The organism is Pseudothauera rhizosphaerae (assembly GCF_004801305.1).
Taxonomy (GTDB): Bacteria; Pseudomonadota; Gammaproteobacteria; order Burkholderiales; family Rhodocyclaceae; genus Pseudothauera; species Pseudothauera rhizosphaerae.
On sequence record NZ_SSOD01000006.1, the window covers coordinates 159073 to 184041 of the forward strand.

Sequence of the window (24969 nt, forward strand, 5' to 3'; positions counted from 1 at the left end):
CGCTCCTTTACTTGACCGCAGCGACGATCTTGGTCGCGGCTTCCGCCATGGTGTCGGCGGCGATGATCGGCAGGCCCGACTCGGCGAGAATCTTCTTGCCGAGGTCTTCGTTGGTGCCCTTCATGCGCACCACGAGCGGGACGGAGAGATGCACTTCGCGCGCGGCCGCGACCACGCCGGTGGCGATGGTGTCACAGCGCATGATGCCGCCGAAGATGTTGACCAGGATGCCCTTGACCTTGGGGTTCTTGAGCATGATCTTGAACGCTTCGGTGACCTTCTCGGTGGTGGCGCCGCCGCCCACGTCGAGGAAGTTGGCCGGCTCGGCGCCGAACAGCTTGATGGTGTCCATGGTGGCCATGGCGAGGCCGGCACCGTTCACCAGGCAGCCGATGTTGCCGTCGAGGCTGATGTAGGCCAGGTCGAACTTGGAGGCTTCGATCTCGTCGGCGTCTTCTTCGTCCAGGTCGCGGAACTCGACGATTTCCGGGTGGCGGAAGAGCGCGTTGGAGTCGAAGTTGAACTTGGCGTCCAGGGCCTTGATGTTGCCGTTGCCTTCGAGGATCAGCGGGTTGATTTCCGCCAGCGAGGCATCGGTTTCCATGTAGCAGGTGTAGAGCTTCTTGAAGGCGTCGATGGCCTGCGGAATGGAGGCCTCCGGCACGCCGATGCCCTTGGCCAGTTCGGTGGCCTGCGCGTCGGTCAGGCCGACGAGGGGATCGACGAACACCTTGATGATCTTCTCGGGGGTGTTGTGCGCCACTTCCTCGATGTCCATGCCGCCCTCGGAAGAGGCCATGATGGCCACCTTCTGGGTCGCACGGTCGGTCAGCGCGGCAACGTAGTATTCCTTCTTGATGTCGGCGCCTTCTTCGATCAGCAGGCGGCGCACCTTCTGGCCTTCGGGGCCGGTCTGGTGGGTCACCAGTTGCATGCCGAGGATTTCGCCGGCCAGCTTGCGCACCTCATCCAGCGAGCGGGCGAGCTTCACGCCGCCGCCCTTGCCGCGCCCGCCGGCGTGGATCTGGGCCTTCACCACCCAGATCTTGCCGCCCAGTTGCTCGGCCGCCTTGACTGCTTCATCCACCGAGAAGCTCGGGATGCCACGCGGGGTGACGACGCCGTACTTCCTCAGCAGTTCTTTTGCCTGATACTCGTGAATCTTCATGGTTGCCCTTCGATCGAAGCCGCGGCGCGAACACGCCCGCGAACAGGTTGATGGGTCGTCTCGGAGCCCTGCGCCACGATGCCTGCCAGCCTCCCTCGCCCGACATCTGCATCGCCTGCGGAACGACCGCCGGGGCCGTCTCCGGCCCGGCGGCGGACGGCCCGGACGGGCCGCATCCGCTGCAGGACCGGCGGATTATAACCGGATTTGCCCACCACAACCGGCCCGTGCCCGCAGTGCACCATCACAGGCTGCGGGCGCCTCGGGGCTCAGTTCTCCCCGTCCGTGCCGCGATACCACTTGGGGTAGTGCAGGCGCACGACCGCACTGGAAGTCTCCAGCGCGTGGCAGCGGTCGAGCTGGAAGGGCTTCTCGCCGGTGTCCTCATTGTCGCGGCGGAAAGTCGCGAAGGTCTGGATGGCCGCGGTCGGCAGGCTCGACAGCAGTTCGGTGATGTGCGAGCAGCCGCGCACGTCGGCGAACATCTCGCCCACGGTCTTGCGGAAGCCGCGCACCAGGTTCAGGCCGACGAGCTGGCCATAGGCCGGGCCGATGGTGTCGCAGCCGCCCGGATAGGGCACCCAGTCGGAACAGGCCTCGGCATCGACGATGGTGAAATCGGGCGCGAGGGTGACGCGCACGCGCATCTCGTGCACGGGGTCGCCGGCACGGCGCACGCCGGAAGCGATCGGGTAATCCAGATCCTTCACGTCGGCCAGGCAGGCCTCGAGTTCGAGCAGGCCGTCGTCGCGGCGAAAGCCCTCGACCACGATGCGGCGGGTATGGACCCGCTGGCGCGGGCGCTTGGGGGGAGAAAGCGGCATTCTGGACGTACGGTAACGTATGGTTCCGGCGATCTTACCGCGATTTCGCCGCACGGATGGCACCCGTTCCGCCGATCCCGCGGGTTCGTAAGCTAAAGTGACTTTATGCACAGGCAGGATGCGATTCGGCACACTGCCTTCTAGAATGGCTTGAGAATTGAAGCATGGACCTTCCCACGTGCCCGTTCGGCCGCCAGCTACGCGGATCATGACAAGAAGAACACCCACGCTGCTTCCCCTGTTTGCCACGGTGGTGGTGCTCCTTTTCCCATCGGCGGCGGCGGCCGTGGCCTTGGGCGAAGTGCTGTCCCTGTCGACGATCGGCGAACCGCTGCAGGTCGATCTGCGCCTCTCCGGCGGCAGCGTGGACGAAGCCGGGCAATGCCTGCGGATCGTCCCGGGCGCCGTGGATGCCGGCCCCTGGGTCGAGCGCGCCCGCATCTCGGCCGCCCACCGCCGCGACGGCGGCGTGATCAGCATCACCAGCCCCGTACCGGCGACCGAACCCGTGCTGAAACTCGGCATCGAGGACGCCTGTGACTCGCGGCTGCGCCGCGAATACACCTTGCTGCTGCCCTTTCCGGAACAGCCGTCGCTACCGCGGGCCGCCGCGCCGGTAGCCGCCCGTGCGGCGCAGCCGCGCACTCCCCCCGCTCCCGCCCCGGCCCCCGGTTCGCAGCGGCAGGAAGGCTACCAGCAATGGACCGCCGCCGCGGGCGAATCGCTGGACGGCATCGCCCAGGCCCTCTACCCCGAGGACCGCGCGCTGCAGGAGCGTTTCATCGCCGCCACGGCGCGCGCCAACCCCGAGTTGTTCCCCGGCGGGGATGCCCGTTCCCGGCCTCTGCCGGCTGGAACGGAGGTGCTCGTTCCGCCCCCCGGCCGCGTCACCGCCCCGCCGCCCGCGCGGCAGGCTGCCGCACGCCCGGCCCCTCGGCCGGCACCCGCGCTTGCGCGCCCGGAAAGCCCGCGCCCGATGGGGGAAGACCGTCTCCTCGTCAGTGCCGCAACCCCGTCCGAAACGGAAGGGGCGCCCGCCACCGCGCTGCGCCTCGACCCCGGCGCCAACGCGGATGACCGCGAGCGCCAGATCGTCGCCGCGGTGGACCGCAGCATCCACGACCAGGTCGAGCTCCTGGAGCGCATCCGCGAGCTCGAACGCGTACAGGCCGCGCTGATCGCGCGCGCCAACCAGTTGGGCGTCGACATCCCGTTGCCGCCGGGGCTGGCCTCCAGGGCTGAGCCGCAGCCCGCGCCCGAACCGGCGCCCGCTCCCCTGGAAACAAGCGAGGAAGCGCCCGCCGGCGACGTGCCGCGCATCGCCCCGCCTCCGCCTGTCGCCAGGGAGTCCGGCAGCGACTGGCCGACCTATCTCGTTCTGTTCGTTGCCGTGATCGCCGGGATTCTCGGCCTGCAGCGCCTGCAGGGACGCCGCCGGCAACAGGGGGGAAAGCCGCTCCATCCGTCCCGCACCGCGGCACCGGCCGCCACCCCCGCGCGGTGGCCGGAAGAAACCAGGGCGACGGCGGGGCTGGAAACCGCGCGCACCGCCACGCCGGCGCAAGGGCCTGCGCCGACTCAGACCGCGCCCCCGACGCCGCAGCCCGGCTACGAATGGGCGGTGCCCTCCGTCATGCCGCTGCCGGCCGCGGTCGAGCTCGACAGTGCCGAGGAGCACGAATCGGCGGTCGAGCTGGCGGAGATCATGATGAGTTTCGGCCGCGTGCAGGGTGCGGCGGAGACGCTGGCCGAGTTCATTCGCGGCAATCCCCGCCAGGCGGTCCAGCCCTGGCTGAAGCTGCTCGACGTGTATCGCGCGGCCGGCATGCGGGCCGAGTTCGACGGCCTGGCGCGCCAGCTCAACAAGACCTTCAACGTCAAGGCGGTGACCTGGGACAACTACGACGAGGCACGCGCCGCCGTCCAGTACCTCGAGGACATGCCGCACATCATCGACGAACTGGCCCGCACCTGGGGCACCCCCGAATCCCAGGCCTACGTCGAACGCCTGCTGCGCGACAATCGCGAGGGCACGCGCCAGGGCTTCCCGCTCAGCGTGGTAGACGAACTGCTGCTGCTCTCCGCCGTGCTGGAGGACGAACTCGGACGCTACAAGCCGCTGGACAAAGCCGCCTAGCTTCAGGCCGGATTGTCGAGATCGACGAACTCGGCCTCCAGCCCCAGTTGTTCGGCCAGGTGCTGCGCCAGCGCCCGGGCGCCGTAGCGCTCGGTGGCGTGATGGCCGGCGGCGACGTAGGGCACACCCGATTCGCGCGCCAGATGCACCGTCTGCTCGGAGATTTCGCCCGACACGTAGAGATCGGCCCCGGCCGCGATGGCCTGTTCGAAATAGCCCTGGGCGCCGCCCGTGCACCACGCCACGCGCCGCACCACACGCTCGCCGTCGCCCACCAGCAGCGGGTCGCGCCCCAGGCGCGCGGCCAGCGAGCGGCTGACCTGGGTCGCCGTCTCGGGATGGGGCAGCCTGCCGGTCCAACCCAGGTCCTGATCGGCGAAGCGCCCCTCGGGCAGCCAGCCCATCAGCCGGCCGAGCTGGGCGTTGTTGCCGAGTTCGGGATGCACGTCCAGCGGCAGGTGATAAGCGAACAGGCTGATGTCATGGGACAGCAGGGTTTTCAGCCGCCGCCGCCGCAGGCCGGTGACGCGCCCGTCCTCGCCCTTCCAGAAATAGCCGTGGTGGACCAGCAGCGCGTCATGACTGCCCGCCACCGCACGGTCGAGCAGGGCCTGGCTGGCGGTGACCCCGCACAGCACGCGGCGCACTTCGGGGCGTCCTTCCACTTGCAGCCCGTTTGGGCAATAATCCTTCAGGCGCGGAGCTTCCAGCAGTTCATCGAGATAGGTCCGCAGCGCTTCGAGTTGCATCCCCGCCTCCGTACACTCATCGGTTTCGGCATGCCGGCGGACCCTTCCGCCGACCGACGCAAGAAAGCACATTATGCGCCGCCTCTGGCTCATCTTCTCCCAGGCCGTGACGATCAGCGTCGCCGTCCTGTTCGTGGTCAGCACCCTCAAGCCGGAATGGCTGCGCGGTGCGGCGCCGTCCTCGGTGGTGGCGATCTTCGAGGCGCCCGGGAGCACGCCGGAAGGCGAGGCAAGCGTCGCCCAGGGCTCCTACGCCGTGGCCGCCCAGCGCTCCATGCCCGCGGTGGTACACATCTTTACCAGCAAGGAAATCCGCACCCCCCGCCATCCATTGCTGGATGATCCGGTGTTCCGCCACTTCTTCGGCGATCCGTCCGAATCGGCGCCGCGCCAGCGTTCGGCGGGTCTGGGCTCGGGCGTCATCGTCAGCCCGGACGGCTACGTGCTGACCAACAACCATGTCATCGAGGCGGCCGACGAGATCGAAGTCGCCCTCAACGACGGACGCAAATTCCCGGCCCGCCTGGCCGGACGCGACCCCGAGACCGACCTCGCGGTGCTCAAGCTGCAGACCGACGCCCAGCTTCCGGTGATCGCCTTCGCACCGCCCGACTCCCTGAGCGTGGGCGACGTGGTGCTGGCCATCGGCAATCCCTTCGGCGTCGGCCAGACGGTGACCATGGGCATCATCTCCGCGCTGGGGCGCACCCACCTGGGCATCAACACCTTCGAGAACTACATCCAGACCGACGCCGCGATCAACCCGGGCAACTCGGGCGGCGCACTGGTGGACAGCGGCGGCAACCTGGTGGGCATCAACACCGCGATCTATTCGCGCACGGGCGGATCGCTCGGCATCGGCTTCGCGATCCCCGTCTCCCTGGCGCGCAACGTGCTCGAACAGATCGTCGCCACCGGCGAGGTCACGCGCGGCTGGGTGGGCGTGGAAATCCAGGAGATCACCCCCGAGCTGGCGGAATCCTTTGGCCTCTCCGATCCCAACGGCGCGCTGATCGCCGGCGTGCTGCGCGGCAGCCCGGCCGAACGCGCCGGCATCCGCCCGGGCGACGTGCTGATCGGCGTGGACGGCCGCAACGTGCGCGACACCAAGGGCATGCTGGAGATGGTGGCGGCCCTGCCGCCGGGCAACGTGGCCCGCTTCCGCATCCGCCGCGCCAGCGGCGAACTGGATCTGAACGTCGAGGTCGGCCGCCGTCCGACGCCGGCCGTCACGACACGCAACTGAGCCTGTAGGAGCGGGCTTGCCCGCGATGCGGCGTCATTTGCACTCGGAACGGCCGCATCGCGGGCAAGCCCGCTCCTACCTTTCGCCCGGTCCGTGTGCTTCGATGCGGTCCAGTTCGGTCCCGCCGGCCGGTGTGGCGGGTTTGGTGACCATCCTGGCGATCACCAGGCCGAGTTCATAGAGTAGACACATGGGCACCGCGAGCATGATCTGCGACACCACGTCCGGCGGGGTGACGATGGCGGCGATCACGAAAGCGCCGACGATGACGTAGGGCCGCGCCTCCTTCAGCTTCTCCACGCTGACGATGCCGGCCTTGGCCAGCACGACGACGATCACCGGCACCTCGAAGGTGAGGCCGAAGGCGATGAACAGCGTCATCACGAAGGACAAATACTGCTCGATGTCCGGCGCGGGCACGATGCTCTTGGGGGCGAATTCGGCGATGAACTTGAATACCGTGCCGAACACGAAGAAGTAGCAGAACGCCATGCCGAGCAGGAACAGCAGGGAGGTGCCGAGCACCAGCGGAATCGCCAGGCGGCGCTCGTGAGCATAGAGCCCCGGCGCGATGAAGGCCCAGGCCTGGTAGAGCACCACCGGCAGCGCCAGCACGAAGGACACCATCAGCGTGACCTTGACCGGCACGAAGAAGGGCGTGACCACCCCGGTAGCGATCATGTGGGTGCCTTCCGGCAGGGTGTCCATCATCGGTAGCGCGAGCAGGTCGTAGATGTCGCCGGCCCAGGGCATCAGGCAGACGAACACCACCAGCACGGCGACGATGGCGCGCAGCAGCCGGTCACGCAGCTCCACCAGATGGGAGACGAAGGTTTCCTGGGCGTCGCCGCTCATGTCTTCTCCACCGGCTGGCGGGCCGCGGCCGGGTCGAGGCCGAGTTCGAGTTGCGGGCTGGGGGTTTCGGGCCCGGCCGGCACCGTTTCGGGCGGCGCGGCCGGCGTGTCGCTCCCTTCGCCGGCCGGCAGTTCGCCGCCGGTGGCGGGCGGCTGCGCGGCGGCTTCGCCCTGCCCGGCGCTGTCATTGCCGGCAACCGTCGCTTCGAGTTCCGCTGCGGTCTTGTGGAGGTCGGCTTCCACGCTGGCCACCTCACCGCGGATCGAGCCTTCCAGGTCGCGCGCCTGGTCCTGCACCTGCTGCTGCAGCTTCTTCAGCTCTTCGAGCTGCATTTCGCGCTGGATGTCGGACTTCACGTCGCTCACGTAGCGCTGCAGCCGGCCGAGCAGATGCCCGGCGGTGCGAGCCAGCTTCGGCAGGCGCTCGGGCCCGACGACGACCAGCGCCACTACGGCGATCACCAGCAGCTCGGAAAAGCCTAAATCGAACATTTTCTACCGCCCGGACAACAAAACGAAGGGGCGCACTGGCGCGGCGCCCCCCTTATCGCTCAACCAGTCCGCAGGCTTCAGGAACCGGCCTTCTCGACCTTTTCCTTGGCCTCCGCGTCGATGACCTGCCCCTCGGCGATCTTCTGCTGCTTGCCGGCGTCGGCAGCGCTGTCGGCTTCCTTCATGCCGTCCTTGAAGCCCTTCACCGCACCACCCAGATCCTGGCCGATGTTGCGCAGCTTCTTGGTGCCGAACACCAGCAGCACGATGACCAGCACGATCAGCCAGTGCCAGATGCTCAATGAACCCATTCCAGTCTCCTTAACGCTTCAACATGCCCGGAAGGATTTCCGGTCCACCGAGGACGTGAACGTGCAGATGATACACCTCCTGCCTGCCCACCCTGCCGGTGTTGATGATGGTTCTGAACCCGTCCGTGGCGCCTTGTTCCCGCGCAAGTCTGCCGGCCACGGTCATGACCCGGCCCATGATCGCCTCGTGCTCTTCGGAAAGCTCGGCCATGGACGGGATGTGGGCCTTGGGGATCACCAGGAAATGCACCGGCGTGAGCGGCCGGATGTCGTGGAAGGCGAACACGAGGTCGTCTTCGTAGATCTTGTTCGCCGGAATCTCGCCCTTGACGATGCGGCAGAAGATGCAGTCGCTCATGCGCGTCTCCTCAGCCCTGGGTGCGCGATTTCTTCTCGTCGATGCCGGACACGCCTTCGCGGCGGCGGAACTCGGCGAGCACGTCGTCCACCGACAGGCCGAAATGCGTCAGCAGCACCAGGGAGTGGAACCACAGGTCGGTCACCTCCCACACGATGTGGAGCATGTCCTTGTCCTTGGCCGCCATGATGGTCTCGGCCGCCTCCTCGGCGACCTTCTTGCAGATCGCGTCGGTGCCCTTGGCGTACAGGCTGGAAACGTAGGAGGAGTCCGGGTCGGCCTTCTTGCGTTCGGCCAGCGTGGCGGCGACGCGGTGCAGCACTTCGATGTCGATCATTTGTAGATGTCCTTCGGGTCTTTCAGAACCGGTTCGACGGCCTCCCAGCGGCCATCGGCGAGATATTTCTGGAAGAAGCAACTGTGACGGCCGGTATGGCAGGCGATGCCGCCCACCTGCTCCACCTTGAGCAGCACCACGTCGTTGTCGCAGTCGATGCGGAGCTCGACCACCTTCTGCACGTGGCCGGACTCCTCGCCCTTGTGCCACAACTTGCGCCGCGAACGTGACCAGTAGATGGCCTCGCCGGTCTCGGCGGTGCGCTGCAGGGCCTCGCGGTTCATCCAGGCGAACATCAGCACGTCGCCGCTGCCGGCTTCCTGGGCGATCACCGGCACCAGGCCGTGCTCGTCCCATTTCACCTCGTTGAGCCACTTGCCGTTGAGCCCGCTCACAGTCTTACCTCGATGCCGCGGCTGCGCATCAGCTCCTTGGCTTCGCGCACCGTGTGTTGTCCGAAATGGAAGATGCTGGCCGCCAGCACCGCGTCGGCCCGGCCCTCGGTGACGCCCTCCACCAGGTGCTCCAGCGTGCCCACGCCGCCGCTGGCGATCACCGGGATGCGCACCGCGTCGGAGATGGCGCGGGTCAGGCCGAGGTCGAAGCCGGCCTTGGTGCCGTCCCGGTCCATGCTGGTGAGCAGGATCTCGCCGGCGCCGAGGGATTCGACCTTCTTTGCCCATTCGATGGCGTCCAGGCCGGTGTTGTTGCGCCCGCCGTGGGTGAACACTTCCCACTTGCCCGGCGCGGTCTCTTTGGCGTCGATGGCCACCACGATGCACTGGCTGCCCACCTTGCCGGCGGCGTCCGCCACCACCTGGGGGTTGTTCACCGCCGCAGTGTTGATGCTGACCTTGTCCGCGCCCGCGTTGAGGAGCCGCCGCACGTCCTCCACGGTGCGCACGCCGCCGCCCACGGTGAGCGGAATGAAGACCTGCTCGGCCACCTGCTCCACCACGTGCAGGATGATGTCGCGCGCATCGGAGCTGGCGGTGATGTCGAGGAAGGTGATCTCGTCCGCGCCCTGTTCGTCGTAGCGGCGGGCGATCTCCACGGGATCGCCGGCGTCGCGCAGTTCGACGAAGTTCACGCCCTTGACCACGCGCCCGGCATTGACGTCCAGGCAGGGAATGATGCGCTTGGCGAGCATCAGGCGCCGCCGGAGAGCGAGTCGGCGCGCGCCTGGGCGGCGGCGAAATCGAGCGTGCCCTCGTAGATCGCACGCCCGGTGATCGCCCCCATCACGCCTTCGGCCTCCACCGCGCACAGGGCGTCGATGTCCACCAGGCTGGCGATGCCGCCGCTGGCGATGACCGGGATGCGCAAGGACTGCGCCAGGCGCACGGTAGCCTCCACGTTGACCCCGGAAAGCATGCCGTCGCGGCCGATGTCGGTGTAGATCACCGCCTCGACACCGTAATCCTCGAATTTCTTCGCCAGGTCCACCACGTCGTGGCCGGTCATCTTGGACCAGCCGTCCACGGCCACCTTGCCGTCCTTGGCGTCCAGGCCGACGATGATGTGGCCGGGGAAGGCACCGCAGGCATCGTGCAGGAAGCCGGGGTTCTTCACCGCGGCGGTGCCGATGATGACGTAGGAGATGCCGTTGTCCAGATAGCGCTCGATGGTGTCCAGGTCGCGTATGCCGCCGCCGAGCTGCACCGGGATGTCGTCGCCGACTTCGTCGCAGATGGCGCGGATGGCGGCTTCGTTCTTGGGCTTGCCGGCGAAGGCGCCGTTGAGGTCCACCAGGTGCAGGCGGCGCGCGCCCTGCTCGATCCAGTGGCGGGCCATGGCGGCCGGCTGTTCGGAAAACACCGTGGCTTCGTCCATTTCGCCCTGCTTGAGGCGGACGCAATGGCCGTCCTTGAGGTCGATGGCGGGAATCAGCAGCATGACGGGTACGTGGAGTGGTATGAACGGGAAGGGGCGGCAAGCGCGGCGCGAGGCCGTCAGGGCGCCCAGCGGATGAAATTGGACAACAGCCGAAGGCCTGCCGCCGCGCTCTTCTCCGGGTGGAACTGGGCCGCGAAGATATTAGCCCGAGCCACCGCACTGGTAAAGCGCAGGCCATAGTCGGTATGGGCGGCGGCGAGCGCCGGATCGGCCGGAGCAACGTAGTAGCTATGCACGAAGTAGAAGCGCTCGCCGTCGCCGATGCCTTCCCACAGGGGATGGGGGGCGGCCTGCCAGACCTCGTTCCAGCCCATGTGCGGCACCTTGAGCCGGCTGCCGTCGGCCGCGACCATGCGCGCGTCGTCGAAACGCACCACCTCGCCGGGCATGACGGCGAGGCCGGGCACGTCGCCCTCCTCGCTGTGCTCGAACAGCATCTGCTGGCCGATGCAGATGCCGAGGAAGGGCTTGTCCCGCGCCGCCTCCAGCACCGCCGCGCGCAGGCCGCGGGCGTCCAGTTCGCGCATGCAGTCGGGCATCGCCCCCTGGCCGGGAAACACCACCCGCTCGGCCGCGCGCACCACGGCGGGGTCGGAGGTGATGACGACGGGGCTGTCGCCGGCGACGTGTTCGATGGCCTTGGCCACCGAGCGCAGGTTGCCCATGCCGTAGTCGATGATGGCCACCTTGGTCATCACGAGGTTCTCGCTAGAAGGAAGAGGAATCGGAGCCCGTGAGGCGGAACCGCGTCAGAGCGCACCCTTGGTGGATGGAACGGTGCCGGCGGCACGCTCGTCGCATTCGGCGGCCATGCGCAGCGCACGGCCGAAGGCCTTGAACACGGTCTCACACTGGTGATGGGCGTTGTCGCCGCGCAGGTTGTCGACGTGCAGCGTGACGCCGGCGTGGTTCACGAAGCCCTGGAAGAATTCCCGCGCCAGGTCCACGTCGAAGTTGCCGATGCGCGCCCGCGTGTAGTCCACGAAGTAATGCAGGCCGGGGCGGCCGGAGAAATCCACCGCCACGCGCGACAGGGCCTCGTCCAGCGGCACGTAGGCGTGGCCGTAGCGGCGGATGCCCTTCCTGTCGCCCAGGGCCTTGGCAAAGGCCTGGCCCAGCGTGATGCCCACGTCTTCCACCGTGTGGTGGTCGTCGATGTGGGTGTCGCCCTCGGCCTTCACGACGAGGTCGATCGCGCCGTGGCGGGCGATCTGATCCAGCATGTGGTCGAAGAAGGGCACCCCGGTGGCCAGTTCGGCCTTGCCGGTGCCGTCCAGGTCGATGCGGACGGAGATGCGGGTCTCGAGGGTGTTGCGGGTGACGTCGGCTTGCCGCATGGCGCAGTGCTTCGCACGAGGGAAATGAACGAAGGCCATGATACCATCGCCGCACAATCCTGCTGCAACCGGCAGGCCGCACACTCCCCCTACGATCCCTACCCTGGAAATGAGCCGCTTCTGGAGCGCCGTGGTCCACGGCCTGACCCCCTACGTGCCGGGCGAACAGCCCAAGATCGACAATCTGGTCAAGCTCAACACCAACGAGCACCCCTACGGCCCCTCGCCCAAGGCGCTGCAGGCCATCCGCAAGGAAGTCACCGACAGCCTGCGCCTGTACCCGGACCCCAACGCCGACCGCCTCAAGGCTGCGCTGGCCGCGCGCTTCTCCCTGGAGCCGCAGCAGGTCTTCGTCGGCAACGGCTCGGACGAAGTGCTGGCCCACGCCTTCCACGCCCTGCTGCGCCACGAACGCCCGCTGTGGTTCGCGGACGTCACCTACAGCTTCTACCCGGTGTATTGCGGGCTGTACGGCATCGAATACCGCACCGTGCCGCTGGACGAGCACTACGCCATCCGTCCTGAGGATTACCTGCCCCAGGGCGATGAGCGGGCCGGCGGCATCGTCGTCGCCAACCCCAACGCCCCCACCGGGCGCGCGCTGCCGCTGGCGAAGATCGAGCGCATCGTCGCCGGCAATCCGGACGCGGTGGTGGTCGTGGACGAAGCCTACGTGGATTTCGGCGGCGAGAGCGCCATCGCGCTGGTGAACCGCCATCCCAACCTGCTGGTGGTGCAGACCTTTTCCAAGAGCCGCTCGCTGGCGGGCCTGCGGGTGGGTTTCGCTGTCGGCCACGCGGACCTCATCGCCGGGCTGGAGCGGATCAAGAACAGCTTCAACTCCTACCCCCTGGGGCGCATGGCGATCGCCGGCGCGGTGGCCTCGGTGGAGGACGAACCCCACTTCCGCGAAAGCTGCCGGCGCGTGATCGCCACCCGCGAACAGCTCACCGCCGATCTCGCGGCCCTCGGCTTCCAGGTGCTGCCTTCGGCGGCCAACTTCGTATTCGCCCGCCACCCCAAGCACGACGCCGCCGAACTGGCCCTGGCACTGCGCAACCGCGCCATCCTGGTGCGCCACTTCAAGGCGCCGCGCATCGACCAATTCCTGCGCATCACGGTGGGCACCGACGCCCAGTGCGGACAACTGGTGAAAGTGCTCGGCGAACTGCTGGGCTGACTTCTCCCCTTGAAATGAAAACGGCCCGCATCGCGCGGGCCGTTTTCTTTGGGCAAATGGAAAGTTCAGCCCTTCAGCCGCATCTCCGCCGACCGCGCATGCGCCTGCAGCCCCTCGCCGTGGGCGAGGACGGAGGCCACCCTGCCGAGCACCTGCGCGCCCTCTTCGGAGATGTGCACGATGCTGGTCCGTTTCTGGAAGTCGTACACGCCCAGCGGCGAGGAGAAGCGCGCGCTGCGCATGGTGGGCAGCACGTGGTTGGGGCCGGCGCAGTAGTCGCCCAGGGCCTCCACCGAGTGGTGGCCGACGAAGATGGCGCCGGCGTGATGGATCTTCGCCACCCAGGGTTCGGGGTCGGCCAGGGACAGCTCCAGGTGCTCGGGCGCGATGCGGTTGGCGATGGCGCAGGCCTGCTCGAGGCTATCCACGTGGATCAGCGCACCACGGTTGGCGAGCGATTTGGCGATGATCTCGCGCCGCGGCATGGTGGGCAGCAGGCGGTCGATGGCTGCGGCCACCGCGTCGATGAAGCCCGCGTCCGTGCACAGCAGGATGGACTGGGCCAGTTCGTCGTGCTCGGCCTGGGCGAAGATATCCATGGCCACCCAGTCCGGGTTGCCGCTGCCGTCGGAGACGATCAGCACCTCGGAGGGCCCGGCCACCATGTCGATGCCCACGGTGCCGAACACGCGGCGCTTGGCCTCGGCCACGTAGGCGTTGCCGGGGCCGACGATCTTGTCCACCTGGGGAATGGTCTGGGTGCCGTAGGCCAGCGCCGCCACGGCCTGGGCGCCGCCGATGGTGAACACGCGGTCCACGCCGGCGATGGCCGCCGCGGCCAGCACCAGCGGGTTCTTCTCGCCGCGGGGGGTGGGCACCACCATGATCAGTTCCCCGACGCCGGCCACCTTGGCGGGAATCGCGTTCATCAGCACCGAGCTGGGGTAGGAAGCACGCCCGCCCGGCACGTAGAGGCCCACACGGTCCAGCGCGGTGACCTGCTGGCCCAGCTTGGTGCCGTCCGCCTCCCCGTAGGACCAGGATTCGATCTTCTGCCGCTCGTGGTAACGCCGCACGCGGTCGGCGGCGGTGCGCAGTGCCTCGCGCTGCTCGACCGTGAGGCCGTCCAGCGCCGCCTTCAGCTCGGCGTGGGGCAGTTCCAGGTCCGCCATCGAGCCCACGTGCAGATGGTCGAAGCGGCGGGTGTATTCGATCACCGCCGCGTCGCCGGTGGCGCGCACCGCGCGCAGGATTTCGGTCACCGCCGCGTCGATGCGCTCGTCGGCCTCGGACTCGAAGGCCAGCAGGGCGCCGAGGGTGGCGAGGAATTCTGGTTCGCGGGCGTCCAGCCTGCGGATGGCGTCGCTCATTTCACCGCTCCGGCAAAGGCATCCAGCACCGGCTGGATGAGTTCGCGCTTGAGTTTCAGCGAGGCCTGGTTGCAGACCAGGCGCGAGCTGATCGGCATGATTTCCTCGACCTCTTCCAGGTTGTTGGCGCGCAGCGTGCCGCCGGTGGACACCAGGTCCACGATGGCGTCGGCCAGCCCCACCAGGGGCGCCAGCTCCATGGAACCGTAGAGCTTGATCAGGTCCACGTGCATGCCCTTGGCGGCGAAGTGGGCCTTGGCGCTGTGGATGTACTTGGTGGCCACGCGGATACGCGCACCCGGCTTGCTGGCCGCCGCGTAGTCGAAACCCTTGGGCACCGCCACGCACAGGCGGCAGCGGGCGATGTCGAGATCCAGCGGCTGGTACAGCCCCGCCCCGCCATGTTCGAGGAGCACGTCGCGCCCGGCGATGCCCAGGTCGGCCGCACCGTACTGCACGTAGGTCGGCACATCGGTGGCGCGCACGATCACCAGCCTCACGTCGGCGCGGTTGGTGCCGATGATGAGCTTGCGCGAGGTCTCCGGATTGTCGGCGGGCACGATGCCGGCCGCGGCGAGGAGCGGCAGGGTTTCCTCGAAGATGCGGCCCTTGGACAGGGCGAGGGTGATGCTGGACACGCTGGACACGAACTCGGCGCCTCGGGATGCGAAAAAGGGGGTCATTGTACCCCGCCACGGCTTCTGTTAGCCTTGGTGCCTCGGCTGAACCGCATGCGGCGGTTCGGCCGTTTTTTTCTTTTTCGAATCCCTGTGACGACCGGATGGAACCCTAGCGAGACTGCCATGAAGCCCGAAATCATCGTTTCCTCGACCGACCTCGAACGCCTGGAAGGACTGCTGCACGCCGCCAACGCGCGCAGCCGCAGCGATCTGGACGGCCTGCGCGAAGAACTGGCGCGCGCCGACGTGCGCGACGGGGAGGACCTGCCCGGCGATGTCATCACCATGGGCAGCCGGGTGCGCTTCTGCGAGGAAGTGAGCGGGAAGGAGTATGCGCTGGCCCTGGTCTATCCCCACGAGGCCGGCCAGGACGGCGGCAAGGTCTCGGTGTTCTCCCCCGCCGGCAGCGCGCTGCTGGGGCTATCCACCGGGCAGAGCATCGACTGGCACACCCCCGAGGGCAAGGCCATCCGCATCCGGGTGATGGAAGTGGTGCAGCCCGCACATCCCGCATGAGCCGCGGGCGGGACGCGCCCCGGCCTCATCTCGGCTGCAGCGCGTCCAGCAGCAATTGCCGGTGGGCCTCCCGTGCCTGTTCCAGGGACATGGGCAGGTCGTACTGGCACACCATGCGCAGAATCATCCAATGCACGAGCGGCGAGGCGGCCAGCGAGAAATTGTCGGTCAGCGCGCTGCCGCGCATGACGCCCCGCCTGACGTATTCGTTTACCAAGGACTGATCCTTGGCGACACGGCTTTCCACCACCTCGTCGTACCAGCGCCGGACCAGTTCCGGTGAGCGCCTGCTTTCGGCAATGAGCATCTGGAACGTCGACACGATGACCGGATTCTCGAGCCTGGCGTACAGCCGGTCGATGTAGGTGTCCACGACCGCCACCAGGGGCACCCCTGCCTCCAGCGGCGGCATCCCGCCGGGATCGTCGGGCGGCACCAGCGCCGCCAGCAGGTCTTCGAAGATCTCTTCCTTGCTCTTGTAGTGGGCGTAGATGCCGGCCTTGGACAGGCCTGCCCGCATGGCGATGCGCTCGATCGTCGTGGCGGCATAGCCATGATTCGTAAACTCGATGAGTGCCGCATCGAGGATTTCCCGCTTGCGCTCGACCGAGGACAGGTAGCGGCGCGGTCGTCGGACTGCGGTTTTCTGGCACGTGCCGGTGGTCAAGGCGGTTCCTTTTCTGGGACGGCGCGGAAGCGCATCGCGTAAAGAAATAATTGTACCCGCTCACCGCGCGGCGAGCGCACGGTATCGCCCGGCGCGCCCCTCGCGGCCGGCGCACGGCCGCCGCCCCAGAAAACGAACAATCGGTTGTATTCGTGTGCTAGAGTGAAAACGACCGAATGGTCATTCTAATTGCCTGGGGATCTTGATCCGGGTAAGGAAATAGGGAGCCAACAAGAAAATGCCGGAAGAAAAACCCGAGGCGGCGGCGCCGTGGAAGGCCCTGGATGCCAGCGTCCATGCCGCGTTGTCCCATGCATGCCTGTCCATCTCGCCGCACTCCGCCCTGCTCGCCTGGGCGGACTGGGCCACCCACCTGGCGGCCAGCCCGGGCAAACGCCTGGAACTGGCACGATTGGCGTTCGAACAGGCGGGGCAGTTGCAGGCCTATCTGTGCGAATGCGTGGCGGGCCTGCATGAAGGCGAGGAATCGACGGCCTCGCCGCCGGTGGACGACCGGCGCTTCCGGGATCCCACTTGGGACCACTGGCCGTTCAATCTGCTGCACCAGTCCTTCCTGATGCAGCAGCGCTGGTGGGAAGAAGCCACCCGGGACGTCTGGGGCGTCGACCCGCACCACGAGCACGCCGTGGCCTTCGCCGCCCGGCAGTGGCTGGACATGTTCTCGCCGGGCAACCTGCTGTCCACCAATCCCGTCGTGCTCAAGCGAAGCCTCGACGAGGGCGGCGCCAACCTGGCGCGCGGCCTGGGCTATCTCCTGGACGACCTCACCCGCCAGGTGGCGCGCCTGCCGCCGGCGGGCGCGGAGCAGTTCGTGGCCGGGCGCGACGTGGCAGTCACGCCGGGCAAGGTCGTGCTGCGGAACCGGCTGATCGAGCTGATCCAGTACACGCCGGCCACGGACGAGGTCCATCCCGAGCCGATCCTGGTCGTGCCGGCCTGGATCATGAAGTACTACATCCTCGACCTGTCGCCGCACAACTCGCTGGTCCGCTACCTGGTGGAACAGGGCTACACCGTGTTCTGCATCTCGTGGAAGAACCCGGACGCGGACGACCGCGACCTGGGCATGGACGAATACCTGGACCTGGGCTTCCGCGCCGCGCTGGACGCGGTGACCGCCATCGTGCCCGGTCGCAAGGTGCACGCCACCGGCTACTGCCTGGGCGGGACGCTGCTCGCCATCGCGGCGGCGGCCATGGCCCGCGACGGCGACGACCGCCTGGCCTCGCTCAATCTCTTCACCGCGCAGACCGATTTCAGCGAACCCGGCGAACTGGCTCTCTTCATCGACGAGAGCGAGGTCGCCCTGCTGGAGGCGCAGATGGCCGATACCGGCTACCTGTGCGCTGAGCAGATGGGCGGCGCCTTCATGATGCTGCGCTCCTACGACCTGCTGTGGTCGCGCCTGGTCGGTGAATACCTGCTGGGCGAGCGCCGGCCGCCCAACGACCTGATGGCCTGGAACGCCGACGCCACCCGCATGCCGGCGAAGATGCACGCCCAGTACCTGCGGCGGCTGTTCCTCGACGACGACCTGAGCGAAGGCCGCCACCCGGCGGACGGGCGGCCGGTGTCCCTGGGCGACATCAAGCTGCCGGTGTTCTGCGTCGGCACCGTCGCCGACCACGTGGCGCCCTGGCGCTCGGTCTACAAGCTGCACTACCTGTCGCCGACGGAAATCACCTTCGTGCTGACCAGCGGCGGCCACAACGCCGGCATCGTCAGCGAACCGGGCCGGCCCCGGCGCCAGTACCAGTTGCACACCCGCCCGGCGGGCGGCGGCTACATCGCGCCGGAGGAGTGGCAGGCCACGGTGCCGGTGCAGCAGGGCTCCTGGTGGCCGGCATGGGCCGCATGGCTGCGCCAGCGCTCGGGCGCGCCGGCCAAACCGCCGCGCCTGGGCGCGCCCACCAAGGGCTACAAGGTACTCGGCGACGCGCCGGGCGAATACGTGAAGGAGAAATGACATGGCCCTGACGCCGCGGGAGGGCGGCGCAGCCCCCCGTCTCGCCCTGAAATGCCTGCGCGCCGTGGCGGCCGGACTCGCCGCCGCCAGCCTCGCCGGCTGCGTCTCCCTGGCGCCGCAGCACGAAACGCCGCCGCTGCCCGTGCCGAACACCTACCCGGCCGACGGCCGGACTTCCGTGGCGTCCGCGGTGAACGCCCACGGCCTGCCCTGGAACGAATACTTCACCGACCCCGCGCTGCAGCGCCTGATCGAGGCAGCACTCGCCAACAACCGCGACCTGCGCACGGCGGCGCTGCGGGTCGACGAAGCGCGCGCGGCCTTCCGCATCCAGCGCGCCGACCGCTTCCCCGGCATCGACGTCGGTGCCCAGGGCGCCCGTGCCCGCACGCCGGGCGATCTCAACGTCAGCGGGGACTCCGTGGTCGGCGGCGAATACCGCGCCGAAGTGGGGCTGAGCACCTGGGAACTGGACCTGTGGGGACGCGTACGCAGCCTGGAGACATCCGCCCTGCAGGCCTGGCTGGCTACCGACGCCGCGCGCCAGGCCGTGCGCGTCGCCCTGATCGCCCAGGTGGCGGACGGCTACCTGGGCCTGCGCGAACTCGACGAACGCGTCGCCATCGCGCGGCAGACCGTGGCCAGCCGCGAGGAGTCCTACCGCATCTTCCGGCGCCGCTTCGAGGTGGGCGCCACCTCCAAGCTCGAACTGGTCCAGGTGCAGACCCTGCTGACCCAGGCCCAGTCGCTGCACGCCCAACTCGCCCAGGCGCGCGCCAGCCAGTTCCACGCCCTGGTGCAACTGGTCGGGAACGACCTCGGCCCGCTGCCGCAGGCGCCGCTCACGGAGACCGCAGCACTGGCCGACCTGCAGCCGGGCCTGCCTTCCGAACTGCTGGCGAACCGGCCGGACATCCTTTCCGCCGAGCACCGTCTGCGCGCCGCCCACGCCGACATCGGCGCGGCGCGCGCCGCGTTCTTCCCCCGCATCGCCCTGACCGGCACCTGGGGCACGGCCAGCGCCGAACTCGACGGCCTTTTTGACTCCGGCAGCCGGGCCTGGACCTTCGTGCCCACGCTGTCGCTGCCCCTCTTCGACGGCGGGCGCCGGCGCGCCGGCCTCGATCTGGCCGAGGTGCGCCGCGACATCGCGGTGGCCGGCTACGAGCAGACCATCCAGACCGCTTTCCGCGAAGTGGCCGACGCGCTGTCGGCGCGGCGCTGGCTGGCCGAACAGCTCGACATCCAGCGCGTCGCCCTGGACGCCCAGGCCGAACGGGCGCGCCTAGCGCAACTGCGCTACGACAACGGCTCGGCCGCCTACCTGGAAGTGCTGGACGCCCAGCGCGACCTGCTCGATGCCGCACAGCAACTGGTGCAGGTCCGCCGCACCCTGCTGTCGAGCCGGGTAGCGCTGTACGCCGCGCTGGGCGGGGGCGCCGGCCTGCCGCCGGCCCCTTCCGCTTCGACCCGATGAAACCTCCCCACCGACCCATGAACATGTCCCCTGCCCTCAAGAAAAAGATCGTCGCCGCAGCGGCCGCAGCCGCCATCGCCTCCCTGGCCTGGTGGGCCTGGTCCGCACTGCCGGGCGACGGCCCCGGCGACGGCTTCGTCAACGGCAACGGCCGCATCGAGGCCACCGAGATCGACATCGCCACCAAGCTCGGCGGCCGCATCGACGAGATTCTCGCCGGCGAGGGCGACTTCGTGACCGCCGGCGAACCGCTGGCGCGGATGCAGATCGACGTGCTGCAGGCCCAGCGCGACGAGGCCGAGGCCAGCCGCCAGCAGGCCGAGCACATGGCGGCCGCCGCGGACGCGCAGGTCGTCCAGCGCGAGAGCGACGTGGCCGCGGCCCAGGCCCTGGTGGCCCAGCGCGAAGCCGAGCTGGATGCCGCCCAGCGGCGCCTGGCGCGTTCGCAGACGCTGGCCGGCGAAGGCGCCGCCTCCATCCAGGAACTGGACGACGACCGCGCGGCCGTGCGCGGCGCCGAAGCCGCCCTGGCCGCCACCCGTGCCCAGGCCGCCGCAGCGCGGGCGGCGGTGGAAGCGGCCAAGGCGCAGCGGGTGGGCGCGCACTCCACCGTGGTGGCCGCCGCCGCCACCGTCGCCCGCATCGACGCGGACATCCGCGACAGCATCCTGCACTCGCCGCGCGACGGCCGGGTGCAGTTCCGCGTCGCCCAGCCGGGCGAGGTGCTCGGCGCCGGCGGGCGGGTGCTGAACCTGGTGGACCTGGCGGACGTATACATGACCTTCTTCCTGCCCGAAACCGTGGCCGGCCGGGTGGCGCTGGGCAGCGAGGCCCGCATCGTGCTCGACGCCGCACCGCAATACCCCATTCCGGCAACGATCTCCTTCGTCGCCAGTACCGCGCAATTCACGCCGAAAACGGTCGAGACCGCCAGCGAGCGGCAGAAGCTGATGTTCCGGGTCAAGGCGCAGATTCCGCCGGAACTGCTGCGCGAGCACCTGCGCCAGGTCAAGACCGGCCTGCCCGGCGTGGCCTGGGTCAAGCTCGATGCCGGCGCGCCCTGGCCTGCCTCGCTGTCCGTCCGCCTCCCCGAGTAAACGATGACCATGCAATCGCCGTCATCCGCCGTCGCCCGCCTTCAGGGCGTGCGCCTGCGCTACCGCAAGACGGTGGCGCTGGACGGCCTCGACCTGGCGATTCCCGCCGGCCGCATGGTGGGCCTGATCGGCCCGGACGGCGTGGGCAAGTCCAGCCTGCTGTCCCTGCTGGCCGGCGCCCGCGCGCTCCAGGAAGGCCGGGTGGAGGTGCTGGGCGGCGACATGGGGAGCAAGGCCCACCGCGACGCGGTGTGCCCGCGCATCGCCTACATGCCCCAGGGGCTGGGCAAGAACCTCTATCCCACCCTGTCGGTGGAGGAGAACCTGCAGTTCTTCGCGCGCCTCTTCGGCCACGGCGCAGCCGAGCGCCGGCGGCGCATCGACGACCTGACCCGCAGCACCGGCCTGCTCCCTTTTCTGTCGCGCCCGGCCGGCAAGCTCTCCGGCGGCATGAAGCAGAAGCTCGGCCTGTGCTGCGCGCTGATCCACGACCCGGATTTCCTCATCCTGGACGAACCCACCACCGGCGTCGATCCGCTCGCCCGTGCCCAGTTCTGGGACCTCATCGACCGCATCCGCGCGGGCCGGTCCGGCATGAGCGTGATCGTCGCCACCGCCTACATGGACGAGGCCCAGCGCTTCGACTGGCTGGTGGCCATGGACGGCGGCCGGGTGCTGGCCACCGGCACGCCGGCCGAACTGCTGACCCGCACCGGCTGCGCCGGCCTGGAAGAAGCCTTCATCCGCCTGCTGCCCGAGGAGAAAACGCGCGGCTACGAGCCGGTGCTGATTCCCCCGCTGGACGGCGACGGGGACGACATCGCCATCGAGGCCCGGGACCTCACCATGCGCTTCGGCGACTTCACCGCCGTCGACCACGTCAGCTTCCGCATCCGCCGCGGCGAGATCTTCGGCTTCCTCGGCTCCAACGGCTGCGGCAAGACCACCACCATGAAGATGCTCACCGGCCTGCTGCCGGCGAGCGCAGGACGGGCCTGGCTGTTCGGCCACCCGGTCGATCCGAAGGACATCGCCACCCGCCGCCGGGTGGGCTACATGTCCCAGGCCTTCTCGCTCTACGGCGAACTCACCGTGCGCCAGAACCTGGTGCTGCACGCCCAGCTCTTCCACGTGCCGGAGGACGAGGTTGCCGGCCGCGTGGCCGAGATGGTCGGGCGCTTCGGCCTTGAAGAAGAACTGGACAGCCTGCCCGACCGCATTCCGCTGGGCATGCGCCAGCGCCTGTCGCTGGCGGTGGCGATGGTGCACAAGCCGGAGCTGCTGATCCTGGACGAACCCACCTCGGGCGTCGATCCGGTTGCGCGGGACAATTTCTGGCGCCTGCTGGTGGAATTGTCGCGGCGCGACAAGGTGACGATCTTCATCTCCACCCACTTCATGAACGAGGCCGCGCGCTGCGACCGCATGTCCATGATGCACGCCGGCCGCGTGCTCGACAGCGATGCGCCGGCCCGGCTGGTGGAAAAGCGCGGGGTGGCCACGCTGGAGGAAGCCTTCATCGGCTATCTGGTCGAAGCCGGCGGCGAACAGCCGTCCGAGGATGCCGACGCGCAGGAGCCGGCACCCACGGACGAAGGCCATGCCCCGGCCGGGCAGCGGCGCTTCAGCCTGCAGCGCCTGCTGAGCTATGCCTGGCGGGAGAACCTGGAACTGCGGCGCGATCCGGTGCGCGCGGCGCTGGCGCTGGCGGGCTCACTGATCCTGATGTTCGTGATGGGCTTCGGCATCACCCTGGACGTGGATGATCTGCGCTACGCGGTGCTGGACCGCGACCAGACCACGGTCAGCCAGAACTACGCCCTGAACCTGTCCGGCTCGCGCTATTTCGTCGAACAGCCGCCCATCACCGGCCATGAGGATCTGGACCGGCGCATGCGCAGCGGCGAACTGTCGCTGGCGATCGAGATTCCGCCCGGCTTCGGCCGCGACGTGATGCGCGGCCGGCGCGTGGAGATCGGCGCCTGGTTCGACGGCGCCATGCCCACGCGCGCCGAGACCGTGCAGGGCTACGTGCAGGGCATGCACCAGCACTGGCTGGCCGAGCAGGCCGGCCGCGCCGGCATCGATCTGGCCGCCACCGCCGCCGTCCAGACCCGTTACCGCTACAACCCGGACATCGAGAGCCTCAAGGCCATGGTGCCGGCGGTGGTGCCGCTGCTGCTGCTGATGCTGCCGGCCATGCTCACTGCGCTGGCCGTGGTGCGCGAGAAGGAACTGGGCTCCATCATCAACCTCTACGTCACCCCGGTCACGCGTACCGAGTTCCTGATCGGCAAGCAGATTCCCTACGTGCTGCTGGCCATGGTGAACTTCCTTTGCATGTGCCTGCTGGCGGTCACCATTTTCGGCGTGCCGATCACCGGCAGTTTCCCGACCCTGGCCCTGGCCACCTTCCTGTTCTGCATCACCGCCACCGGCATGGGCCTGCTCGCCTCGACCGTGACCCGCAGCCAGATCGCGGCGATGTTCTTCACCATGATCGGAACGATGCTGCCGGCGACCCAACTGGCCGGCCTGATCAATCCGGTGTCGTCGCTGGAAGGCGCCGGCCGCCTCGTCGGGGAAATCTACCCGGCGACCTACATGTTCTCCGTCAGCCGCGGCGTGTTCAGCAAGGCGCTCGGATTCGGGGAACTGCACGGCGCGTTGTGGCCGCTGCTGCTCGCGGTGCCGGTGATCCTGGCCGCAGCCGTGGCGCTGCTCAGGAAACAGGAAACCTGAAGTGAAACTGCACGACATCCGCCAAGAATCCGGGCCCCCTGACGAGGGACGGGGAGCTTGCCGCCTTTCTCCCTCCCCCCTTGCGGGGGAGGGCCGGGGAGAGGGGGCGTCCCGCAGGGACGCAAGCGGCCGTCGTGCATACCCGGACCGCGTCCCTCGTCCGGCCGCCCCCTCTCCCCAACCCTCTCCCACGAGGGGAGAGGGGGCAAAACCACCACGTTTCGTGCGTCGTGGGTCACGCCACGCGCGGTGGAGAAACTGACATGCAACGACCCCCACGCTCACTGCGTTCGCGGAGGGTCGGCTTTGCACAGCCGGCCCGTTCGGCAGGCACGACGCGTTACCCCTGCCTCACCCCCCCAAGGGGGCTAAGGCCTCCCTTGGGGCGGCCCTGCGGGAGGCCTGAATGCGCCGCCTCATGAACATCCTCCGGCTGGGGCGCAAGGAACTGTGGAGCCTGTGGCGCGACCCGATGATGCTGGTGCTGATCGTGTACGCGTTCACGGCCTCCGTCTACACCGCGGCCACGGCCATGCCCGAGACCCTGCACAACGCGCCCATCGCCATCGTCGATGAGGACCAGTCCCCGCTGTCTGCGCGCATCGCCTCCGCGTTCTACCCGCCGCATTTCACGCGGCCCCGGATGATCACCCTCGGCGAGATGGACACGGGCATGGACAACGGCGAGTTCACGTTTGCGCTCAACATCCCGCCCAACTTCCAGCGCGACGTACTGGCCGGCCGCCAGCCGGAGATCCAGCTCAACATCGACGCCACCCGCATGAGCCAGGCATTCACGGGCAACGGCCACGTGCAGCAGGTCGTCATGGGCGAAATCGACGAGTTCGTGCGCCGCTACCGGGCGCCCACCGAACTGCCCGTGGACCTGGCGTTGCGGGCACGTTTCAACCCGTCCCTGGAAAAGTCCTGGTTCGGCGGCATCTTCGAGATCATCAACTCGGTCGCCATGCTGTCCCTCATCCTGACCGGGGCGGCGCTGATCCGCGAGCGCGAGCACGGCACCATCGAACACCTGCTGGTGATGCCGGTCACGCCGGGCGAGATCATGATCTCCAAGATCTGGTCGATGGGGCTGGTGGTGCTGCTGGCCTCGGCACTGTCGCTGGTCCTGGTCGTGCGCGGCCTGCTGCAGGTCCCCATCGAAGGCTCCATCCCCCTGTTCATGTGCGGTGCGGCCCTGTGCCTGTACGCCATGACCTCGCTGGGCATCTACATGGCGACGCTCGCGCGCAGCATGCCCCAGTTCGGACTTCTGCTGATGCTCACGCTGATGCCGCTGAACGTGCTCTCCGGCGGCCTCACGCCGCGCGAAAGCATGCCGGAGCTGGTGCAGAACGTGATGCTGATCGCACCCACCACCCATTTCGTCGAACTGGGCCAGGCCATCCTGTTCCGGGGCGCCGGGCTGGACGTGGTCTGGAAACCCTTCCTGGCGCTGCTGGTGATCGGCTCCGTGCTGTTCGCCCTGTCGCTGAAACGCTTCCGCAGGACCATCAGCCAGATGGCCTGATTTCCCGCCCCCG

General features: G+C 68.6%; 25 protein-coding genes. 9 read left to right on the forward strand and 16 right to left on the reverse strand.

Translation table 11 applies throughout. The features are described from left to right. Positions 1-7 precede the first annotated feature (7 nt). Positions 8-1168: an ADP-forming succinate--CoA ligase subunit beta gene (sucC, locus tag E6O51_RS09535; RefSeq protein WP_136384754.1), complete on the reverse strand. Its 1161-nt coding sequence runs from the start codon at positions 1166-1168 to the stop codon at positions 8-10. Between the two features lie 269 nt (positions 1169-1437). Continuing rightward, on the reverse strand, positions 1438-1992 hold the full coding sequence (locus E6O51_RS09540; protein ID WP_136384755.1) for a DUF2889 domain-containing protein: 555 nt from the start codon (positions 1990-1992) through the stop codon (positions 1438-1440). Positions 1993-2200: 208 nt separating this feature from the next. Between E6O51_RS09540 and E6O51_RS09545 the strand changes: the two genes are divergently transcribed. Continuing rightward, entirely contained in the window at positions 2201-4129 is a 1929-nt protein-coding gene (locus E6O51_RS09545; protein ID WP_136384756.1) for a type IV pilus assembly protein FimV, read from the forward strand. A gap of 2 nt (positions 4130-4131) precedes the next feature. Here E6O51_RS09545 and E6O51_RS09550 read toward each other — a convergent pair whose 3' ends face one another. Then, complete coding sequence (locus E6O51_RS09550; RefSeq protein WP_136384757.1) at positions 4132-4878, reverse strand: Nif3-like dinuclear metal center hexameric protein; 747 nt, start codon at positions 4876-4878, stop codon at positions 4132-4134. 73 nt (positions 4879-4951) lie between these two features. Here E6O51_RS09550 and E6O51_RS09555 point away from each other — a divergent pair, with 73 nt between their 5' ends. After that, complete coding sequence (locus E6O51_RS09555) at positions 4952-6124, forward strand: Do family serine endopeptidase (protein WP_136384758.1); 1173 nt, start codon at positions 4952-4954, stop codon at positions 6122-6124. Between the two features lie 75 nt (positions 6125-6199). On the opposite strand, the gene tatC is transcribed toward E6O51_RS09555, so the two are convergent. The 10 genes from tatC to hisB all read right to left on the reverse strand — a co-directional run bounded on the left by tatC (position 6200) and on the right by hisB (position 11709). Next, positions 6200-6979, reverse strand: a complete 780-nt coding sequence (gene tatC, locus E6O51_RS09560; RefSeq protein WP_136384759.1) for a twin-arginine translocase subunit TatC — start codon at positions 6977-6979, stop codon at positions 6200-6202. Further along, positions 6976-7470: a Sec-independent protein translocase protein TatB gene (gene tatB, locus E6O51_RS09565; RefSeq protein ID WP_136384760.1), complete on the reverse strand. Its 495-nt coding sequence runs from the start codon at positions 7468-7470 to the stop codon at positions 6976-6978. Before tatB ends, tatC begins: the two co-directional genes overlap by 4 nt. 77 nt (positions 7471-7547) lie before the next feature. Then, on the reverse strand, positions 7548-7781 hold the full coding sequence (gene tatA / locus E6O51_RS09570) for a Sec-independent protein translocase subunit TatA (protein ID WP_136384761.1): 234 nt from the start codon (positions 7779-7781) through the stop codon (positions 7548-7550). Positions 7782-7791: 10 nt separating this feature from the next. Continuing rightward, positions 7792-8139 carry a histidine triad nucleotide-binding protein gene (locus E6O51_RS09575; protein ID WP_136384762.1) on the reverse strand — a complete coding sequence of 116 codons (348 nt, stop codon included), beginning with the start codon at positions 8137-8139 and terminating at the stop codon, positions 7792-7794. A 10-nt stretch (positions 8140-8149) separates the two neighbouring features. Next, positions 8150-8476: a phosphoribosyl-ATP diphosphatase gene (locus tag E6O51_RS09580; protein ID WP_136384763.1), complete on the reverse strand. Its 327-nt coding sequence runs from the start codon at positions 8474-8476 to the stop codon at positions 8150-8152. Next, positions 8473-8871 (reverse strand): phosphoribosyl-AMP cyclohydrolase, encoded by a 399-nt coding sequence (gene hisI, locus E6O51_RS09585; RefSeq protein WP_136384764.1) that lies wholly within the window; start codon positions 8869-8871, stop codon positions 8473-8475. The genes E6O51_RS09580 and hisI overlap by 4 nt, the downstream gene beginning before the upstream one ends. Continuing rightward, positions 8868-9626 carry an imidazole glycerol phosphate synthase subunit HisF gene (gene hisF, locus E6O51_RS09590; RefSeq protein WP_136384765.1) on the reverse strand — a complete coding sequence of 253 codons (759 nt, stop codon included), beginning with the start codon at positions 9624-9626 and terminating at the stop codon, positions 8868-8870. The genes hisI and hisF overlap by 4 nt, the downstream gene beginning before the upstream one ends. Continuing rightward, positions 9626-10372 (reverse strand): 1-(5-phosphoribosyl)-5-[(5-phosphoribosylamino)methylideneamino]imidazole-4-carboxamide isomerase, encoded by a 747-nt coding sequence (gene hisA / locus E6O51_RS09595; protein WP_136384766.1) that lies wholly within the window; start codon positions 10370-10372, stop codon positions 9626-9628. The genes hisF and hisA overlap by 1 nt, the downstream gene beginning before the upstream one ends. A 56-nt stretch (positions 10373-10428) precedes the next feature. Next, positions 10429-11067 (reverse strand): imidazole glycerol phosphate synthase subunit HisH, encoded by a 639-nt coding sequence (gene hisH, locus E6O51_RS09600; protein WP_136384767.1) that lies wholly within the window; start codon positions 11065-11067, stop codon positions 10429-10431. Positions 11068-11121: 54 nt separating this feature from the next. Next, positions 11122-11709 (reverse strand): imidazoleglycerol-phosphate dehydratase HisB, encoded by a 588-nt coding sequence (hisB, locus tag E6O51_RS09605; RefSeq protein ID WP_136384768.1) that lies wholly within the window; start codon positions 11707-11709, stop codon positions 11122-11124. 109 nt (positions 11710-11818) lie between these two features. Between hisB and hisC the strand changes: the two genes are divergently transcribed. Next, positions 11819-12889 carry a histidinol-phosphate transaminase gene (hisC, locus tag E6O51_RS09610; RefSeq protein WP_136384769.1) on the forward strand — a complete coding sequence of 357 codons (1071 nt, stop codon included), beginning with the start codon at positions 11819-11821 and terminating at the stop codon, positions 12887-12889. Positions 12890-12954: 65 nt separating this feature from the next. Here the strand turns inward: hisC and hisD are convergent, their stop codons facing one another. Beyond that, positions 12955-14259, reverse strand: a complete 1305-nt coding sequence (gene hisD / locus E6O51_RS09615) for a histidinol dehydrogenase (protein ID WP_136384770.1) — start codon at positions 14257-14259, stop codon at positions 12955-12957. Continuing rightward, positions 14256-14897: an ATP phosphoribosyltransferase gene (gene hisG / locus E6O51_RS09620; protein ID WP_136384853.1), complete on the reverse strand. Its 642-nt coding sequence runs from the start codon at positions 14895-14897 to the stop codon at positions 14256-14258. Before hisG ends, hisD begins: the two co-directional genes overlap by 4 nt. Positions 14898-15062: 165 nt before the next feature. Here hisG and rnk point away from each other — a divergent pair, with 165 nt between their 5' ends. Then, on the forward strand, positions 15063-15455 hold the full coding sequence (gene rnk, locus E6O51_RS09625) for a nucleoside diphosphate kinase regulator (RefSeq protein WP_136384771.1): 393 nt from the start codon (positions 15063-15065) through the stop codon (positions 15453-15455). 25 nt (positions 15456-15480) lie between these two features. On the opposite strand, the gene E6O51_RS09630 is transcribed toward rnk, so the two are convergent. Then, positions 15481-16122, reverse strand: coding sequence for a TetR/AcrR family transcriptional regulator (locus E6O51_RS09630; protein ID WP_168735241.1), 642 nt, complete (start codon positions 16120-16122; stop codon positions 15481-15483). 238 nt (positions 16123-16360) lie between these two features. On the opposite strand from E6O51_RS09630, the gene E6O51_RS09635 reads away from it, so the two are divergent. From E6O51_RS09635 to E6O51_RS09655, 5 genes are all read left to right on the forward strand, one after another. Beyond that, positions 16361-18109, forward strand: a complete 1749-nt coding sequence (locus E6O51_RS09635) for a PHA/PHB synthase family protein (protein WP_136384773.1) — start codon at positions 16361-16363, stop codon at positions 18107-18109. A 1-nt stretch (position 18110) separates the two neighbouring features. After that, complete coding sequence (locus tag E6O51_RS09640) at positions 18111-19586, forward strand: efflux transporter outer membrane subunit (RefSeq protein WP_136384774.1); 1476 nt, start codon at positions 18111-18113, stop codon at positions 19584-19586. 23 nt (positions 19587-19609) lie between these two features. Then, positions 19610-20683, forward strand: coding sequence for an HlyD family efflux transporter periplasmic adaptor subunit (locus tag E6O51_RS09645; RefSeq protein WP_230976752.1), 1074 nt, complete (start codon positions 19610-19612; stop codon positions 20681-20683). Positions 20684-20686: 3 nt separating this feature from the next. Beyond that, complete coding sequence (rbbA, locus tag E6O51_RS09650) at positions 20687-23425, forward strand: ribosome-associated ATPase/putative transporter RbbA (protein ID WP_136384776.1); 2739 nt, start codon at positions 20687-20689, stop codon at positions 23423-23425. 406 nt (positions 23426-23831) lie between these two features. Continuing rightward, positions 23832-24956 carry an ABC transporter permease gene (locus E6O51_RS09655; protein ID WP_136384777.1) on the forward strand — a complete coding sequence of 375 codons (1125 nt, stop codon included), beginning with the start codon at positions 23832-23834 and terminating at the stop codon, positions 24954-24956. The last annotated feature ends 13 nt before the right edge of the window (positions 24957-24969 follow it).